At 62.6% G+C, this 14,438-nt stretch carries 11 protein-coding genes (1 of these 11 running past the window's edge); 8 read left to right on the top strand and 3 right to left on the bottom strand.

Features of this window, described 5'->3' with window-relative positions; translation table 11 throughout:
- Positions 1-9: 9 nt before the first annotated feature.
- Positions 10-1,431, bottom strand: a complete 1,422-nt coding sequence (gene blrB, locus VZC39_RS20725; RefSeq protein WP_349920418.1) for a beta-lactam sensor histidine kinase BlrB — start codon at positions 1,429-1,431, stop codon at positions 10-12.
- Between the two features lie 52 nt (positions 1,432-1,483).
- The gene (blrA, locus tag VZC39_RS20720) at positions 1,484-2,158 is read right to left on the bottom strand and encodes a beta-lactam response regulator transcription factor BlrA (protein WP_349920417.1); all 675 of its coding nucleotides are present in this window, start codon (positions 2,156-2,158) and stop codon (positions 1,484-1,486) included.
- A gap of 120 nt (positions 2,159-2,278) precedes the next feature.
- Between blrA and VZC39_RS20715 the strand changes: the two genes are divergently transcribed.
- The 4 genes from VZC39_RS20715 (at position 2,279) to VZC39_RS20700 (ending at position 10,744) form a co-directional block, all read left to right on the top strand.
- Positions 2,279-3,052 carry a DeoR/GlpR family DNA-binding transcription regulator gene (locus tag VZC39_RS20715; RefSeq protein WP_434664799.1) on the top strand — a complete coding sequence of 258 codons (774 nt, stop codon included), beginning with the start codon at positions 2,279-2,281 and terminating at the stop codon, positions 3,050-3,052.
- Positions 3,053-3,119: 67 nt separating this feature from the next.
- Positions 3,120-4,952: a glutamine--fructose-6-phosphate transaminase (isomerizing) gene (glmS, locus tag VZC39_RS20710; protein ID WP_349920415.1), complete on the top strand. Its 1,833-nt coding sequence runs from the start codon at positions 3,120-3,122 to the stop codon at positions 4,950-4,952.
- Between the two features lie 204 nt (positions 4,953-5,156).
- Entirely contained in the window at positions 5,157-6,308 is a 1,152-nt protein-coding gene (locus VZC39_RS20705) for a response regulator (RefSeq protein ID WP_349920414.1), read from the top strand.
- A 20-nt stretch (positions 6,309-6,328) separates the two neighbouring features.
- On the top strand, positions 6,329-10,744 hold the full coding sequence (locus tag VZC39_RS20700) for a response regulator (RefSeq protein ID WP_434664798.1): 4,416 nt from the start codon (positions 6,329-6,331) through the stop codon (positions 10,742-10,744).
- Between the two features lie 60 nt (positions 10,745-10,804).
- Here the strand turns inward: VZC39_RS20700 and VZC39_RS20695 are convergent, their stop codons facing one another.
- Positions 10,805-11,581, bottom strand: coding sequence for a helix-turn-helix transcriptional regulator (locus tag VZC39_RS20695; protein ID WP_349920412.1), 777 nt, complete (start codon positions 11,579-11,581; stop codon positions 10,805-10,807).
- Positions 11,582-11,793: 212 nt separating this feature from the next.
- Between VZC39_RS20695 and VZC39_RS20690 the strand changes: the two genes are divergently transcribed.
- The 4 genes in view from VZC39_RS20690 to VZC39_RS20675 are tightly spaced (each overlapping or abutting the next) and all read left to right on the top strand, a layout consistent with a single transcriptional unit that may run on beyond the window.
- Positions 11,794-12,555: a DUF3450 domain-containing protein gene (locus tag VZC39_RS20690; RefSeq protein ID WP_349920411.1), complete on the top strand. Its 762-nt coding sequence runs from the start codon at positions 11,794-11,796 to the stop codon at positions 12,553-12,555.
- Complete coding sequence (locus tag VZC39_RS20685; protein WP_349920410.1) at positions 12,552-13,865, top strand: MotA/TolQ/ExbB proton channel family protein; 1,314 nt, start codon at positions 12,552-12,554, stop codon at positions 13,863-13,865. The genes VZC39_RS20690 and VZC39_RS20685 overlap by 4 nt, the downstream gene beginning before the upstream one ends.
- Entirely contained in the window at positions 13,862-14,392 is a 531-nt protein-coding gene (locus VZC39_RS20680) for a MotA/TolQ/ExbB proton channel family protein (RefSeq protein ID WP_349920409.1), read from the top strand. Before VZC39_RS20685 ends, VZC39_RS20680 begins: the two co-directional genes overlap by 4 nt.
- Positions 14,389-14,438, top strand: partial view of an ExbD/TolR family protein gene (locus VZC39_RS20675; RefSeq protein WP_434664796.1) — the 5' end (the start) only. 352 nt of this gene lie beyond the right edge of the window; only the first 50 of its 402 coding nucleotides appear in the window; it begins with the start codon at positions 14,389-14,391; its stop codon lies beyond the right edge, outside the window. The genes VZC39_RS20680 and VZC39_RS20675 overlap by 4 nt, the downstream gene beginning before the upstream one ends.

The raw sequence follows: 14,438 nt of genomic DNA, 5'->3' as shown, positions 1-14,438 counted from the left end.
ATCGACGACTCAGGCTGCCGGCAGCCACAATTCTGCCAGCACGCCGCCTCCTGGTTGGTTGCACAGGGTCAGCCTGCCCCCGTGCTGGCGCGCCACTTCGCGGGCGAAGCTGAGACCGAGGCCGCTGCTCTTGCCCTTGTCAGGCCTTGGCAGCGAGTAGAATCGCTCAAAGATCCGTGGCAGGGCGTAGTCCGGAATGCCGGGCCCCTCATCTTTGACCTGGAAGCGATAACCGTCCCCCTCGACACTTCCCGTCAGCTGGACTGTGCCGGCGACGGGGGAGAAATCCAGCGCATTGTCCAGCAGGTTGCCGAGGGCTTGCTCCACCAGCAGGGAGTCCCACTTCTGTTTCTGGCCCTCGGCGAGGGCCGCCGACAACGTGACCCGACGACCCCTCGCCACGATCTGGCGGGCATCCAGCACCCGCTTGCCCAGGCTGGCGGGGGTGCAGGGAAGCCTGTCCAGTCCTTGTCCCGATTCCAGCCTGGCCAGTTGCAGCATGCGCTCGATCAGTTGCTGCATGCGGGCCGTCTCCAGATTGATGTTGCCGATAAAGCGCTTCGCCACCTCGGGGGGCGGCGTCTCGGCCAATATCTCTCCGGCTCCGCGGATGGCGGCCAGCGGACTCTTGAGCTCATGGGTCAGGCTGTGAACATAGGCCTCGATATAGGACTTGCCATCCAGCTGACGGCGCATGGTTTCAAGGGAGCGGCCGAGCCGGTCCAGTTCCGGGCTATGGAGTGCCGGCAGGCTGGTGGGTTTTCCCTGGCTGACCGCATCGGCGTAGTGCACCAGCTTGCCGATGGCACGGTTGAGCCACCACACCAGCAGGCCCCCGATCAGCAGGGAGATGAGCAGCAGCACGGCGGCCCCCTGCAACAGCTGGTGCTCGCTGCGCTCTATCATGGGCAGCAGGGTGCGATTGGGTTTGGCGACGGTGAGGGAACCCAGGATGGCTTGACCGTCGCGCAGGGGGGCGGCCACGTGCATCACCGAGCTGGCGGGATCGTCCGGATCGCTGCGGGTACTGCGGGCGCCGTACTCCCCGCGCAGGGTGCGGTAGACATCGTTCCAGCGGGAGTAGTCCTTGCCGAGATCCTGGCCGCTGGAGTCATAGACCACCAGCCCCCTGGCATTCACCACATAGATGCGGTACTCGGCCTGCTGCTTGAGGTGGCCGTCGATGAGAGCGTTGAGAGGGGTCTGGTTGAGGCGGGCGAAGGCGCTGGCGAGCCGGCCATCCGCCATCTTCCCTTCCTGCAGATCGTCGAGCGCCAGCGGTGCCAGCAACTGGGCCATGTCCACCAGGGTGTCTTCGGTGGCGCTGCGCACCCCGGGTTTGATCTCCTCGACGAAGATCTCCAGCACGAACCAGGCGGCCAGGGCGAAGATCAGCACCAGGCCGCACAGCAACTGCAGGCCTATACGCATGTCTGACTCCGGCTATCGCCCCGTTTTGGGTTGTCTCGCCGCGCCGCCCTTCTCATGCCAGCTCCAGGCTGTAGCCCAGCCCGCGATGGGTCAGGATCAGGCTGGTGGCCGGGTCCCGCTCCCGCAGTTTGGCGCGCAGAGTCTTGATGTGGGTATCCACGGTGCGATCCAGGCTCTCCTCCGCTCCGCACCACACCAGATCCATCAACTGCTGGCGGGAGTAGACCCGCCCCGGCGCCTGCATCAGGGTCTTGAGCAGCAGGTATTCGTAACGGGTGAGGGCCAGGGCCTGGCCGTGGAAGCAGATGCGGGCCCGCTCCTCGTCCAGTACCAGCAAGGGGCTGGATTGGGGGGCGGCAGGCTGGCTGCGGCGCAGAATCACCCGCACCCGGGCGCACACTTCCCGCGGGGAGAACGGCTTGGCCACGTAGTCGTCGGCACCGATTTCCAGTCCAATCAGGCGATCTATCTCCTCGCTGCGGGCGGTCAGAAACATCAAGGGCCGATCACAACGGGTGCGTACCTGCTTGCACAGCTCGAAGCCGCTGATGTCCGGCAGGCCCACATCCAGGATCAGGAAGTCGGGCTGCGTCTGTTCCAGTCGCGCCAGCATGGGTTGACCCAGGGGGAACCACTCCACCTCGAAACCGTCAGTTTGCAGCGCATAGATCAGGGTGTCGGCAATGCTGGCCTCATCTTCCACCAGCCAGATGACTCGTTTTTGCATGGCGTCCTCTCGCAAATCAGCCCTCATTCTGGCACCGATGCACATCGGATCCTATTTGCCGTTTGATTTTTCCAAAAAAGTCGCTAACATTTCGATATTCTTTCGAATCGAAACTTTTAAATGAACAAACGCAACACCCAACAGCGCCGCCACACCATAGTCACCCTGGTTCAAGAACAGGGTGAGGTGAGCGTGGATGCCCTCGCCAAACACTTCGCCACCTCCGAAGTCACCATCCGCAAGGATCTGGCCATGCTGGAAACCGGCGGCTTGCTGTTGCGCCGTTACGGCGGTGCCGTTCCCCTGCCGAGCGAGATGGTGGCGAATGAGAATCCAGAACAAGTTTCGAAACGAAAGATGGCCATCGCCCGTGCCGCCGCCGAGCGGATCCGCGATCACAATCGCGTCATCATCGACAGCGGCAGCACCACCAGCGCCATGATCCCCCTGCTCGGCAACAAGCGCGGCCTCATCGTGATGACCAACTCCCTCAACGTGGCCGGCGCCCTGCGGGAGCTGGAGAACGAACCCACCCTGCTGATGACCGGCGGTACCTGGGATCCCCACTCCGAGTCCTTCCAGGGCCAGGTGGCGGAGCAGGTGCTGCGCTCCTACGACTTCGACCAGTTGTTCATCGGTGCCGACGGCATCGATCTGGCGCGAGGCACCACCACCTTCAACGAGCTGGTGGGACTGTCCCGGGTGATGGCCGAGGTCTCCCGCGAGGTCATCGTCATGGTTGAATCCGAGAAGATCGGCCGTCGCATTCCCAATCTGGAGCTGCCATGGGGCAGCGTCCACACCCTGGTGACCGACGAGGGGCTGGCCCCCGAGGCCAGGGAACAGCTTCAAGCGCAGGGGATCCAGCTGGTCTGTGCCCCTGTTGTCAGTTGATATGACTGCCTGAATCGAACATCCAACTATCCAAAGCATCAAGTCTTAACGTCTCAAGGAGAATCCTATGTGTGGCATCGTCGGGGCCGTGGCCCAACGTGATGTGGCTGAAATTCTGGTAGAGGGCCTGCGCCGTCTGGAATATCGCGGTTATGACTCCGCCGGTGTGGCCGTGTTCAGCGCCAGCCAGCCGCTGCAGCGGGTGCGCCGCCTCGGCAAGGTGGCCGAGCTGGCCAAGGCGCTGGAAGAGCAGTCCGTCCACGGCGGCACCGGCATCGCCCACACCCGTTGGGCCACCCACGGCGAGCCGTCCGAGCGCAACGCCCACCCCCACGTCTCCGAACACATCGTCGTGGTGCACAACGGCATCATCGAAAACCATGAAGAGCTGCGCAGCCAGTTGCAGGGCATGGGCTATGAGTTCAGTTCGGACACCGATACCGAAGTGATCGCCCATCTGGTGCACCACGAGCTGAAATCTGCCCCCAGCCTGCTGGTCGCCATGCAGGTGGCGGTGAAGCAACTGCGCGGCGCCTACGGCACCGTCGTGATGGACAGCCGTGACGACAGCCGTCTGGTGGTGGCCCGTTCCGGCTCTCCCCTGGTGATCGGCCGTGGCATCGGCGAGAACTTCATCGCCTCCGATCAGATGGCCCTGCTGCCGGTGACCCGCCGCTTCATCTTCCTGGAAGAGGGTGATGTGGCCGAGGTGACCCGCCGCGACGTCCATGTGTTCGATACCGACGGCAACGCCGTGGTACGCGAGGAGCTGGAATCCGAGCTGTCCCACGACGCCGGTGACAAGGGTGAATACCGCCACTACATGCTCAAAGAGATCTACGAGCAGCCCAAGGCCATCACCAACACCCTGGAAGGGCGCCTCGGCAGCGATCACGTGATCGTCGAGTCGTTCGGCAACGGTGCCCGCGCCATCTTCGACAAGGTGGATCATGTCCAGATCGTGGCCTGCGGCACCTCCTACAACTCCGGCATGGTGGCCCGCTACTGGTTCGAAGAGATCGCCGGCGTCTCCTGCGACGTGGAGATCGCCTCCGAGTTCCGTTACCGCAAGTCGGTGGTGCGCCCCAACAGCCTGCTGGTGACCCTGTCCCAGAGCGGCGAGACCGCCGACACCCTGGCCGCCCTGCGCCTGGCCAAGGAGTCCGGCTACATGAGCTCCCTGGCCATCTGCAACGTGCCGGGTTCCTCCCTGGTGCGTGAATCGGATCTCGCCTTCATGACCCGTGCCGGTGCCGAGATCGGCGTGGCTTCCACCAAGGCGTTCACCACCCAGCTGGCCGGCCTGCTGATGCTGGTGGCCTCCGTCGGTCATTGCCGCGGCCACCTGAGCGCCGCCGCCGAGGCCGAACTGGTCAAGGCGCTGCAGGCCCTGCCCCTGCGCATCAAGGAGAGCCTGGCCCTGGCCAAGCAGATCGAGACCCTGGCGGAAGAGTTTGCCGACAAGCACCACAGCCTGTTCCTCGGCCGTGGCAGCCAGTACCCCATCGCCATGGAAGGGGCGCTCAAACTCAAGGAGATCTCCTATATCCACGCCGAGGCCTATGCCGCCGGTGAGCTCAAGCACGGCCCGCTGGCGCTGATCGATGCGGAGATGCCCATCATAGTGGTGGCGCCGAACAACGATCTGCTGGAGAAGCTCAAATCCAACGTGGAAGAGGTGCGCGCCCGTGGCGGTATCCTCTACGTGTTCGCCGATGCAGACGCCGGCTTCAAGAGCGACGAGACCATGCGGGTGATGAGCCTGAACCACGTGGAAGAGATGATTGCTCCCATCGTCTACACGGTACCGCTGCAACTGCTCTCCTATCACGTGGCCCTCATCAAGGGCACGGACGTGGATCAGCCGCGCAACCTGGCCAAATCGGTTACCGTGGAGTAATAAACTGTATATCGTGGTTGGGTAAGCATTTTACTCCACCACGATCCGCAAGTACCTGATGAAAAACCGGCGCATCACAGCTCGTGATGCGCCGGTTTTTTATTTAAGTGGCTGAAAGCTGGCTGATTACTTCGACGCTAAGCTTGCTCTAGACCGGTGGCACAGATGTGTGACCACTCAATACAGGGCTGGAGATCGCATCCCATGAATCACCCCCAAGAGACCCATTCCTCCACCACAGTGCTGGTGGTGGACGATACCCCGGACAACCTGATGCTGATGGCCGAACTGCTCAGGGACAAATACAGGGTCAAGCTCGCCAACAATGGCGAGAAAGCCTTGCGCATCCTGACGGGAGATCCCCTGCCGGATCTCATATTGCTCGACATCATGATGCCCGGTCTATCCGGGTTGCAGGTGGCGGAGCGGCTGCAGCAGGATAACCGTACCCGCCACATCCCCATCATCTTTCTCACCTCCATGGCGGCGGTGGAGAGCGAGCTCCAGGGGTTGGCGCTCGGCGCCGTCGATTACATCACCAAGCCCATCAGCCCGCCACGGGTGCTGGCTCGGGTCGCCAACCAGCTGAAGGTCAAGGCGGCCGCCGATTTCCTGCGGGATAAGAACGAGTTCCTCGAACAGGAGGTCCAGCGCCGGACCCGCGAGGTGATGGCGATCCAGGATGTGACCATACAGGCCATGGCTTCCCTGGCGGAGACCCGGGACAACGAGACCGGCAACCATATCCGCCGCACCCAGCACTACGTCAAGCTGCTCGCCGAGCTGCTGCGGGAACATCCCCGTTTTCGTCACTTCCTCAACGACGAGAGCATCCACCTGTTGTTCAAGTCGGCCCCCCTGCACGACATCGGCAAGGTAGGCATCCCGGATCACATACTGCTCAAGCCGGGTCGTCTCACCCGGGAAGAGTTCGAGATCATGATGACCCACACCACCCTTGGCCGCGATGCCATACAGCGGGCCGAGGATCAGCTCGGCTTCCCGGTGGATTTTCTGCGTCTGGCCAAGGAGATAGCTTACAGCCATCAGGAGAAATGGGACGGCAGCGGCTATCCGCAAGGGCTGGCCGGGGATGCCATCCCCATCAGCGCCCGGCTGATGGCGGTTGCCGATGTCTACGATGCGCTGATCAGCCGCCGGGTCTACAAGGCGGGCATGTCCCACGAGGAGGCGGTGGACATCATTCGTCAGGGGAGGGGCTGGCACTTCGATCCGGATGTCTGCGCGGCCTTCCTGTCCGCCACCGAGCAGTTCAAGGCCATCGCCGATCGCTTCAGTGACAGCGAACAGGACATGGCTGCTCTGCAGGCCGCCCGGCATTCCCCGGCCCCCTGAGCCAGAGACAAGGAGCTCCCATGAGAGTGCTGGTTCTGCTTGAGCGGCTCGCACTGCGGCACAAGCTGATATTGGGGTTTGCCGTGCTGCTGGCGCTGGCGCTGGCCCTCGGCATCCAGAGTCTGCGTACCCAGAGCAAGTTGACCCGGGATCTGGATCACCTCTATAGCAAGGACCTGGTGGGCGCCATCCATCTGCAGGAGGCGAGGGTGCAATTGCCCCATATCCAGCAGGCCCTGCGCAAAGCCGTTGGTTCCAGCGATCGGAGTGTGCGGACTGAGGCCTTCAAGCAGTTGCAGGATGCCCAGAAGACGCTGTACGAGGAGCTGGCCCTGGCCAAGCCGACCCTGTGGCGCACCGAGAGCCTGGTCAATTCATCGGATCTCGAGATGCAGCTGGAGCGTCACCAGCAGCTCAGCGACAAGGTGCTGCAACTGGTCGCCCAGGGCAATCAGGAACAGGCGCAGGTGCTGCTCAATAGCGATGAGTTTGAGCGGCTGGACGCCCGCGCCGATGCCATGCTGGAGCACATCGCCGAGGTCAAGCAGTCCGCGTTGCGGGATCTGGTCATCCAGATCACGGATTTTGCCAAGCAGAGCAGCCTGCTCACCTATTCACTGTTGCTGGGAGGGTTGGGGCTGTCACTGATCCTGGTCTGGCTGGTCAGCAAGTCGATCCGCAATCCCCTCGAGCGGGTGCGCAAGGCGGTGGACCTGCTGGCCGCCGGTCAGCTGGATCATCCCATTCCCCATGCCGACATGCACAACGAGACCGGCGACTTGGCGCGGGCCATCGCCACCCTGCAGCTGGAGGCGCGTCAGCTGGAGCTGCAACGCAAGGTCAAGGCCCAGGTCTCCCTGCTGCAGGTGGATCTGCAACTGGCCGAGACGCCGCCAGAGCTGGCTCAGGTCTTCTTCGCCCGCATGGCGCCCCTGCTCGGTGTCTGCCAGGGGGCGCTCTACAGCCTGCATCAGGGGTCGGCCAGCCTGCGTCTGGTGGGCGGTTACGCAAGCGATCCCAAGTACCCGCTAGCCGAAGAGGTGGCTCTGGGGGAGGGGTTGCTGGGCCAGTGTGCCCTCGATCGTCAACCACGCCAGCTGACCGCGGTGCCGGAATCCTTCTGGCATGTGCGTACCCAGCTCGGTGCCGGGCCAGCCAGCCAGCTGCAGGTGCTGCCGGTGATGCGGGGGGAACGCCTGCTCGGGGTGCTGGAGCTGGCCGGCTTCCAGCCTCCCGGCGAGACGGAGACCCTGTTGTTGCAGGAAGTGCTGCCCAGGCTGGCGGGCGCCATGGCCATCATGGAGCGTAGCGAGGTCGCCCTGGCCCTGTTGAAGGAGACCCGCCGCCAGGCCGACGAGATGGGCGCCCAGACCCTGCAACTGGAGCATCAGGCCAGAGCACTCGAGGCCCAGCAGGGTGCCTTGCGCGCCACCGAGGCCTGGTATCGCGGCATCATAGAGGCGGCGCCGGACGGCATGCTGGTCATCGGTGCCGACGGCCTCATTCTGCTGACCAATCCCCAGCTGGACAGGTTGTTCGGCTACGCCGCCGGTGAGTTGAACGGTCAGTCCATCGAATGCCTGGTGCCAAAGAGCGGTCGCGATCAGCATGCGGCGCTGCGCAACCACTTCATCGCCCACGGTGGCACGCGCCAGATGGGGGCCGCCATCGAGGATCTGCAGGGGGTGCGCAAGGATGGCAGCCAGTTCTCCGTGGAAATCGGGCTCTCCCATCTGCCGACCCTGGTGGATCGCGGCATCTGCGTCTGTGCCTCGGTGCGGGACGTGAGCGAGCGCAGGGCCATGGGGGCCAGGCTGCGCACCGCCAGCGAGCGTCTGACCCTGGTACAGGAGGCGGGGGGCATAGGATTGTTCGACATCGATCTGGTGACCGGCCGCAACTACTGGACCCCGCAGCTGGAGAAGATGTTCGGGCTGGAGCCTGGTGGATTTGGCGGTAGCCAGGCGCACTGGAAGGCTTTGCTGCATCCAGATGATGCGGACTCTGCCAGCCAGGTCTTCGAGCGGGCCGTCGAGGAGGGAGCAGACAGGATAGAGCTCGATTTTCGCATCGTGCGTCAGGGGGACGAGGCCGTGCGTACCTTCAAGGCGCTCTGCCGCTTCACTCGCACCCCGGAAGGGGTGCCGCTGCGGGCAACCGGGGTCAATATCGATGTGACGGCGCTGACCGAGGCGCGGGCGGTGGCGGAGGAGGCGACCCAGGCCAAGAGCGCCTTCCTTGCCAACATGAGCCACGAGATCCGCACCCCCATGAACGCCATCATCGGCATGAGCCACCTGGCCCTGCACACCCAGCTGGATCGTCGCCAGCGCAACTACATCGAGAAGGTGCACCGCTCGGCGGAGAATTTGCTCGGCATCATCAACGACATCCTCGACTTCTCGAAGATTGAGGCGGGCAAGATGGAGCTGGAGATCATCCCCTTCCACCTGGAGGATGTGCTGGACAACTTCGCCAGCATGATAGGGCTGCGGGCCGAGGAGAAGGGGTTGGAACTGCTGTTCGATACCCCCTTCGACCTGCCCACCGCCCTGATGGGAGACCCACTGCGACTGGGGCAGATCCTTATCAACCTCGGCAACAATGCAGCCAAGTTCACCGAGCGAGGGGAGATAGTGGTGGGGGCCGAGGTGCTCAGGGAAGAGGGGGCACAGCTGGAACTGCATTTCTGGGTGCGGGATACCGGTATCGGCATGAGCCAGGAGCAGTGCGAGCGGATCTTCCAGTCGTTCAGCCAGGCCGACAGCTCGACCACCCGCAAATACGGTGGCACAGGGTTGGGACTCTCTATTTCCAGGCGGCTGGTCGAACTGATGGGGGGACGCATCTGGGTGGAGAGTGTGGAGGGCGAGGGATCCTGCTTCCACTTCCGTGCCCTGCTGGGGCGCCAGAGTGGGGCACAGCCGAGGCGCATGTTCACCCGGGATGAGTTGATCGGGGTGCGGGCCCTGGTGGTGGACGACAATGCCAGCGCCCGCGAGATCCTCTACGGCATGGCCAGCAGCTTTGGCATAGAGGTGGACGTGGCCGACAGCGGCCGTACCGCGTTGGCCATGCTGGTGGAGGCCGAGACCAAGTCGCTGCCCTATGATCTGGTGCTGATGGATTGGCGCATGCCGGGCATGGACGGGGTGGAGACGGTGCGCCAGATGCATGCGGCCAACCTGGCGCAGACGCCATCGGTGATCATGGTGACCGCCTTCGGTCGCGAGGAGGTGCATGAGCAGGCCGCAACCCGGGGAGTGCCTCTGCCCGTGGTGCTGACCAAGCCGGTGACCCCTTCCACCCTGCTGGAGGCGCTCGGCAGTGTGCTCGGCAAGGTACCTCTTATGGATAGCCGGGCGACCGAGCGCAGCGAACAGACCGCCAGTGCGAGCGCCAGCCTGCGCGGTGCCCGCCTGTTGCTGGTTGAAGACAATGAACTGAACCGGGAGCTGGCCAGTGAGCTGCTGCAGGAGGCGGGCATAGTCCTCGGTCTGGCGGCCAATGGTCAGGAGGCGCTGGATCTGCTGGCACAGGATGCCGATTTCGATGGAGTCTTGATGGATTGCCAGATGCCGGTGATGGACGGCTACACCGCCACCCGCCGGATCCGCCAGCAATCACGCTTTGCCAGTCTGCCGGTGATCGCCATGACGGCCAACACCATGACCGGTGATCGGGAGCGGGCGCTGGCCTCGGGGATGAACGATCAGATAGGCAAGCCCCTCGATGTCGCCAACATGTTTTCGACCCTGGCCAGATGGATCAAGCTGGGAAGCCGTCAGCTCTCCATGGTTGGCTCTAGGGTGACGGCCATGGTGCCTGACCTGCCCATCGCGATAGAGGGCATAGATCAGGCTGCCGGGCTGGCGACCTGTCAGGGGCGTACCGATCTCTATCGGCGCTTGCTGCGCAAGTTCCTCTCGGCCCATCAGGGTTTTGCCGGGCAATTTGCCGTTGCCCTCGCCGACCCGGATCCTGAGGCGGCGACCCGGCTCGCGCACAGCCTGAAGGGGACGGCTGGCAACATAGGTGCCTTCGAGGTTGCGAAGGCGGCGGCCGAGCTGGAACAAGGCTGTCGGGCCCGCCTCGGCAACGATGCGCTGCAGGCGGCGTTGGCCGGGGTGGAACAATCCTTGATGCCATTGATCACATCCCTCAGGGATGACGTGGGAAGGGAACCGGTGGCGCAGCCCACTGCCTTGGTGTCGGATAGTGCATTGCAGCCATGGTTGCTGAGGCTGGCTCATCTGCTGGCCGAGAGTGACAGCGATGCGGTTGAGGCGCTGGCGGTACTGAGAACTCTTGCCCTGGAACCGGTTTTGGCTGGGCTCCTTCAGCAGGTGGCGCTCAAGGTTGAACGCTATGACTTCGATGCGGCTCTGGCGCTGCTGGAAGGCAGAGAGGAAGGGGAGAAGGAGAGAGAGGGATAGTCATCGAGGCCCCGAAAATGAAAGAGCCGCATCACGCGGCTCTTTTCATCTTGTCCTGGCTCAGGACAGTCGCAGGTTGGTGATGGTCACATCGCTCAGGGAGGGCACTATGATGCCGCTGGAGATGCTCTTGGCGATCGCCTGGTTGCGGTTCTTGGAGTCCGTCTTGTTGGTGACCTGATTGAGGTGGAAGTTAACGGTACGCTCGCTGATGCCGAGTATGGTCGCTATCTCCCAGGAGGTCTTGCCCTCGCTGGCCCAGAACAGACACTCCTTCTCCCTGTCCGACAGTTCGGTGAGATACTTCATCAGATCCGGCCTGTTCTTGATGAGCTCCAGTGCGGAATTGAAGATGTAGCTGGCACAGAACGACAGCAAGGGAACGTTTTCAAACATCAGATCCGAACTGGATTTTTCCTTGCTGATGAAGGAGAGGATGCCGTGTTCCCCCTGCGGAGTGTGCAGCGGGAAGGAGACCCCGTTTCTGACCCCGAAATCGGCGGCCAGATTCATCACTTCCCGGCTGGCGCTGGGCAGCCAGGGAGAATCACAGTCGAGTTTGTTCCAGAAGATGGGCTGGGTCTGTTTCAGTCCGAGGAAGACCACAGGATCCTGAGTCAGGTAGCGCCGCTCCGAATAGGCGTCAAACCAGCTGGTGGGGCAATTGTTAAATAGGGCGACATGGGATTTCTGCATGCTGATGGGGAAAATAATCAGCAAACGGAAATAATCAAAGCCCATCTGGTGGCTGAAGCGTTCGAGTTGCTGCTGGATCTCGCTCGTTTTCTTGGCCTTGGTGAATCGATCTATGTGTTCCCAGATCGCATCGTTGAACATGTCAGTCTCCTTTTTCGATCATTTATCATCCTGATCGAAAAGACATTTTTTAGTTATTTAATGTGGTGTTGTGACGACCAACGCCAGTAACTCCCGTGCTTGTCTAAAAAGTATCCTGTTTTTTTGGCCGCAGGCCAAGAAAATCATCTGATTGCCAGTGGGGCGACTCTTTGAGACAATGAGAATAGTTATCATTGTTAAGATTATGTACCATGAAAAAGCTCTGGGGTCTGGCCTTGTTGCCACTGGCCGCTCACTTCGTCGCCAATGCAGACGATCTGGTTGCGCCCGCACTGAAAAACAGCATTGCTGATGGGAAATCATCCCAACAACGAGTCGAAAAAGCGGCCGATGCGGCCGTGTCTGCCAGGGCAGAGTTGCAGAGCGCACAGCTGCAACTGCGGGATCTGGAAGCCTACAACCGCTACATGCAGTCTCTGGTGGCCGATCAGCAAAATGAGCTGGGCAAGCTGACCACTCAGCTGGAAGCGGTAGAGCAGACCCGTCAGGGGCTGATCCCGCTGATGCTGCAGATGCAGGCCGATCTGGAGCAACTGGTACAGGACGATATTCCCCTGCGCAAAGACGATCGTCTGGCGCGCATCGAGCAACTCAAGGTGACCCTGGCCCGGGCCGATGTGAGCGAGGCCGAGAAATTCCGTCAATTGCTGCAGGCCTATCAGATTGAAGCCGAATACGGCAGCCGGATGGACGCTTATCCTGCCCAGTTGATGCTGGATGGCGCCGAGCGCCGGGTCGATGTGCTGGCCCTTGGCCGGGTTTCCCTGCTGGCCATGACGGCTGATCGCAGCCAGGCCTGGCGCTGGTCCGCCGAAGCCAAACAATGGTTGGCCCTCGATAGCCAGTGGCTCACTCCCATCGCCGATGCGCTGGACATGGCAGCCGACAAGAAAGTCCCGCAACTGTTGCACGTGCCCCTGTCTGTTGCCCGTAGCCAGGAGGCCCAATCATGAGAGCAGCCATGAAGTGGTTCCCCCTTCTCATCACCTTTTCCCTCGGCTCCCAACTGGCCCATGCCGAAGACTGGAAGGCTCAGGAACAGGCCCGTGAGCAGACGGCCAATCAAGATCTGGCGTCCGTCTCTACCGAGTTGAACAGCGCCCGTGCCAAGCTGGCCGCCGCCCAGAGCCTGGGCAAGCAGCTGGCCAGCCAGTTTGCGGAGAACGAAAAGAAGCTGGTGGAGCTCAATGCTCAGTGGGAGCAAGCCTCCGGCGACATGAATGAAATCTTCGCGGTCACCCGCCAGGGGGCGAGCGATGCCGTCAAGCTGCTGGCTGAGTCCTCGGTGCAGGGTCAGTACCCGGATCGTCTGACTGCTCTGCGCGCCATGGCGCAAGACAAGCAGGTGCCGGATCGCGCCGCGCTTGCGCTGCTGCCCGCCAGTCTGCTGCAAGAGATCCGCGAGTCTGGCCGGGTGGTTCAGTTCAACGGCAAGGTGCTCGATGCACAGGGGGCGGCCAGTGAGCAGTCTCTGACCCGGGTTGGCAGCTTTGCGTTATTTGGCGCTGGTGGCAGTGCCGGCTATCTGCAGGTAAGCGCAGAAGGGATTACCCCCGTACTGGGGCTGCCCGGTGCCGTGCACTCCGAATTGGCCGCCTATCAGGGTCAGGAAGGGGAAGCATTGCCGCTGGATCCCTCTCACGGCGTGCTGCTCGACATGTTGGCTCAGGCTCCCAGCTTCTGGCAGCAGGTGCAACAGGGTGGGCAGGTCGGCGCCATCATAGTGTTGCTGGCCGTCATCGGCCTCGGCATCGCCGGCGTGCGGCTCTGGACCTTGTCCCGGGAGCTCGGCCGGGTGCGTCGTCAGCTCAAGAGTGGTGAATATCACACCGACAACGCCCTCGGCCGGGTGCTGACGGTGGCGGATCAACACCCCGAGTTGAGCATGGAGACCCTCGAACTGAGGCTTGACGAGGCCATCTTGCAGGAAACCCCGCGACTCGAGCGCGGTATCGGCATGGTCAAGGTCATAGCAGCCATCGCCCCCATGCTGGGTCTGCTCGGGACCGTGACCGGGATGATCGGCACCTTCCAGGCCATCACCCAGTTCGGTACCGGCGATCCCAAGATCATGGCGGGCGGCATCTCCATGGCGCTGATCACCACGGTACAAGGCCTGGTGGCTGCCATCCCGCTGATCCTGGCCCACAGCCTGCTGCAGTCCCGCTTCACCGAGCTCTCCAACGTCCTGGAGCAACAGGTTGCCGGCATCCTGGCCGAGCGGGCCGAGAGCAACGGGGACGGGATGGAGCGGGTGGCATGATCGTCGACATCTGGCAACAGTTGCAGAGCTTCATGGGCCGTGGTGGCCCCGTGCTCTGGGTCATCCTGGCCCTGCTGGTGCTGATGTGGATCCTGATGATCGAGCGGGTGCTCTACCTCAAGCTGGGATTTGGTGCCTTGCAGCGGCAACTGTTCAGCCGCTGGCAGGACCGTGGTGAGCACCACAGCTGGCATGCCAGGGCCATCCGTGGCCGCTGGTTGGCCGAGGCGGAGCTCGAGCTCAACCGCCATCTGATCTTCATCCGCACCCTGGTGGTGCTCTGCCCCATGCTGGGTCTGCTTGGCACAGTGACCGGCATGATTGGCGTATTCGATGCGTTGGCCGCCGCCAACCGCTTTAACCCGGAGAGCATGGCTGGCGGGATCTCCCGAGCCACCATCCCCACCATGGCAGGCATGGTGGTGGCGCTGTCCGGCGTGTTGTTACTCAGCCGGCTCGAGAGCCTGGCCAAGCGTGCGCTGGCCAGGACCCGTGACGGTTTGCGAGAAGAGAAGGTAATGCAATGAGACGGCAATCCAAACGCCAGCGCGATGAAGTGCAGATCGACATGAC

The sequence above is a fragment of the Aeromonas sp. NJAU223 genome, from assembly GCF_051125555.1.
In the GTDB taxonomy this organism is placed as follows: Bacteria; Pseudomonadota; Gammaproteobacteria; order Enterobacterales; family Aeromonadaceae; genus Aeromonas; species Aeromonas veronii_G.
The sequence above is the reverse complement of the archived record's forward strand: the minus strand, read 5'-3'. Positions and strand labels throughout refer to the sequence as shown.

Coding starts and splice junctions, on each gene's coding strand:
- blrB (WP_349920418.1), bottom strand. CDS start 1,431: ATGCGTATAGGCCTGCAGTTGCTGTGCGGCCTGGTGCTGATCTTCGCC.
- blrA (WP_349920417.1), bottom strand. CDS start 2,158: ATGCAAAAACGAGTCATCTGGCTGGTGGAAGATGAGGCCAGCATTGCC.
- VZC39_RS20715 (WP_434664799.1), top strand. CDS start 2,279: ATGAACAAACGCAACACCCAACAGCGCCGCCACACCATAGTCACCCTG.
- glmS (WP_349920415.1), top strand. CDS start 3,120: ATGTGTGGCATCGTCGGGGCCGTGGCCCAACGTGATGTGGCTGAAATT.
- VZC39_RS20705 (WP_349920414.1), top strand. CDS start 5,157: ATGAATCACCCCCAAGAGACCCATTCCTCCACCACAGTGCTGGTGGTG.
- VZC39_RS20700 (WP_434664798.1), top strand. CDS start 6,329: ATGAGAGTGCTGGTTCTGCTTGAGCGGCTCGCACTGCGGCACAAGCTG.
- VZC39_RS20695 (WP_349920412.1), bottom strand. CDS start 11,581: ATGTTCAACGATGCGATCTGGGAACACATAGATCGATTCACCAAGGCC.
- VZC39_RS20690 (WP_349920411.1), top strand. CDS start 11,794: ATGAAAAAGCTCTGGGGTCTGGCCTTGTTGCCACTGGCCGCTCACTTC.
- VZC39_RS20685 (WP_349920410.1), top strand. CDS start 12,552: ATGAGAGCAGCCATGAAGTGGTTCCCCCTTCTCATCACCTTTTCCCTC.
- VZC39_RS20680 (WP_349920409.1), top strand. CDS start 13,862: ATGATCGTCGACATCTGGCAACAGTTGCAGAGCTTCATGGGCCGTGGT.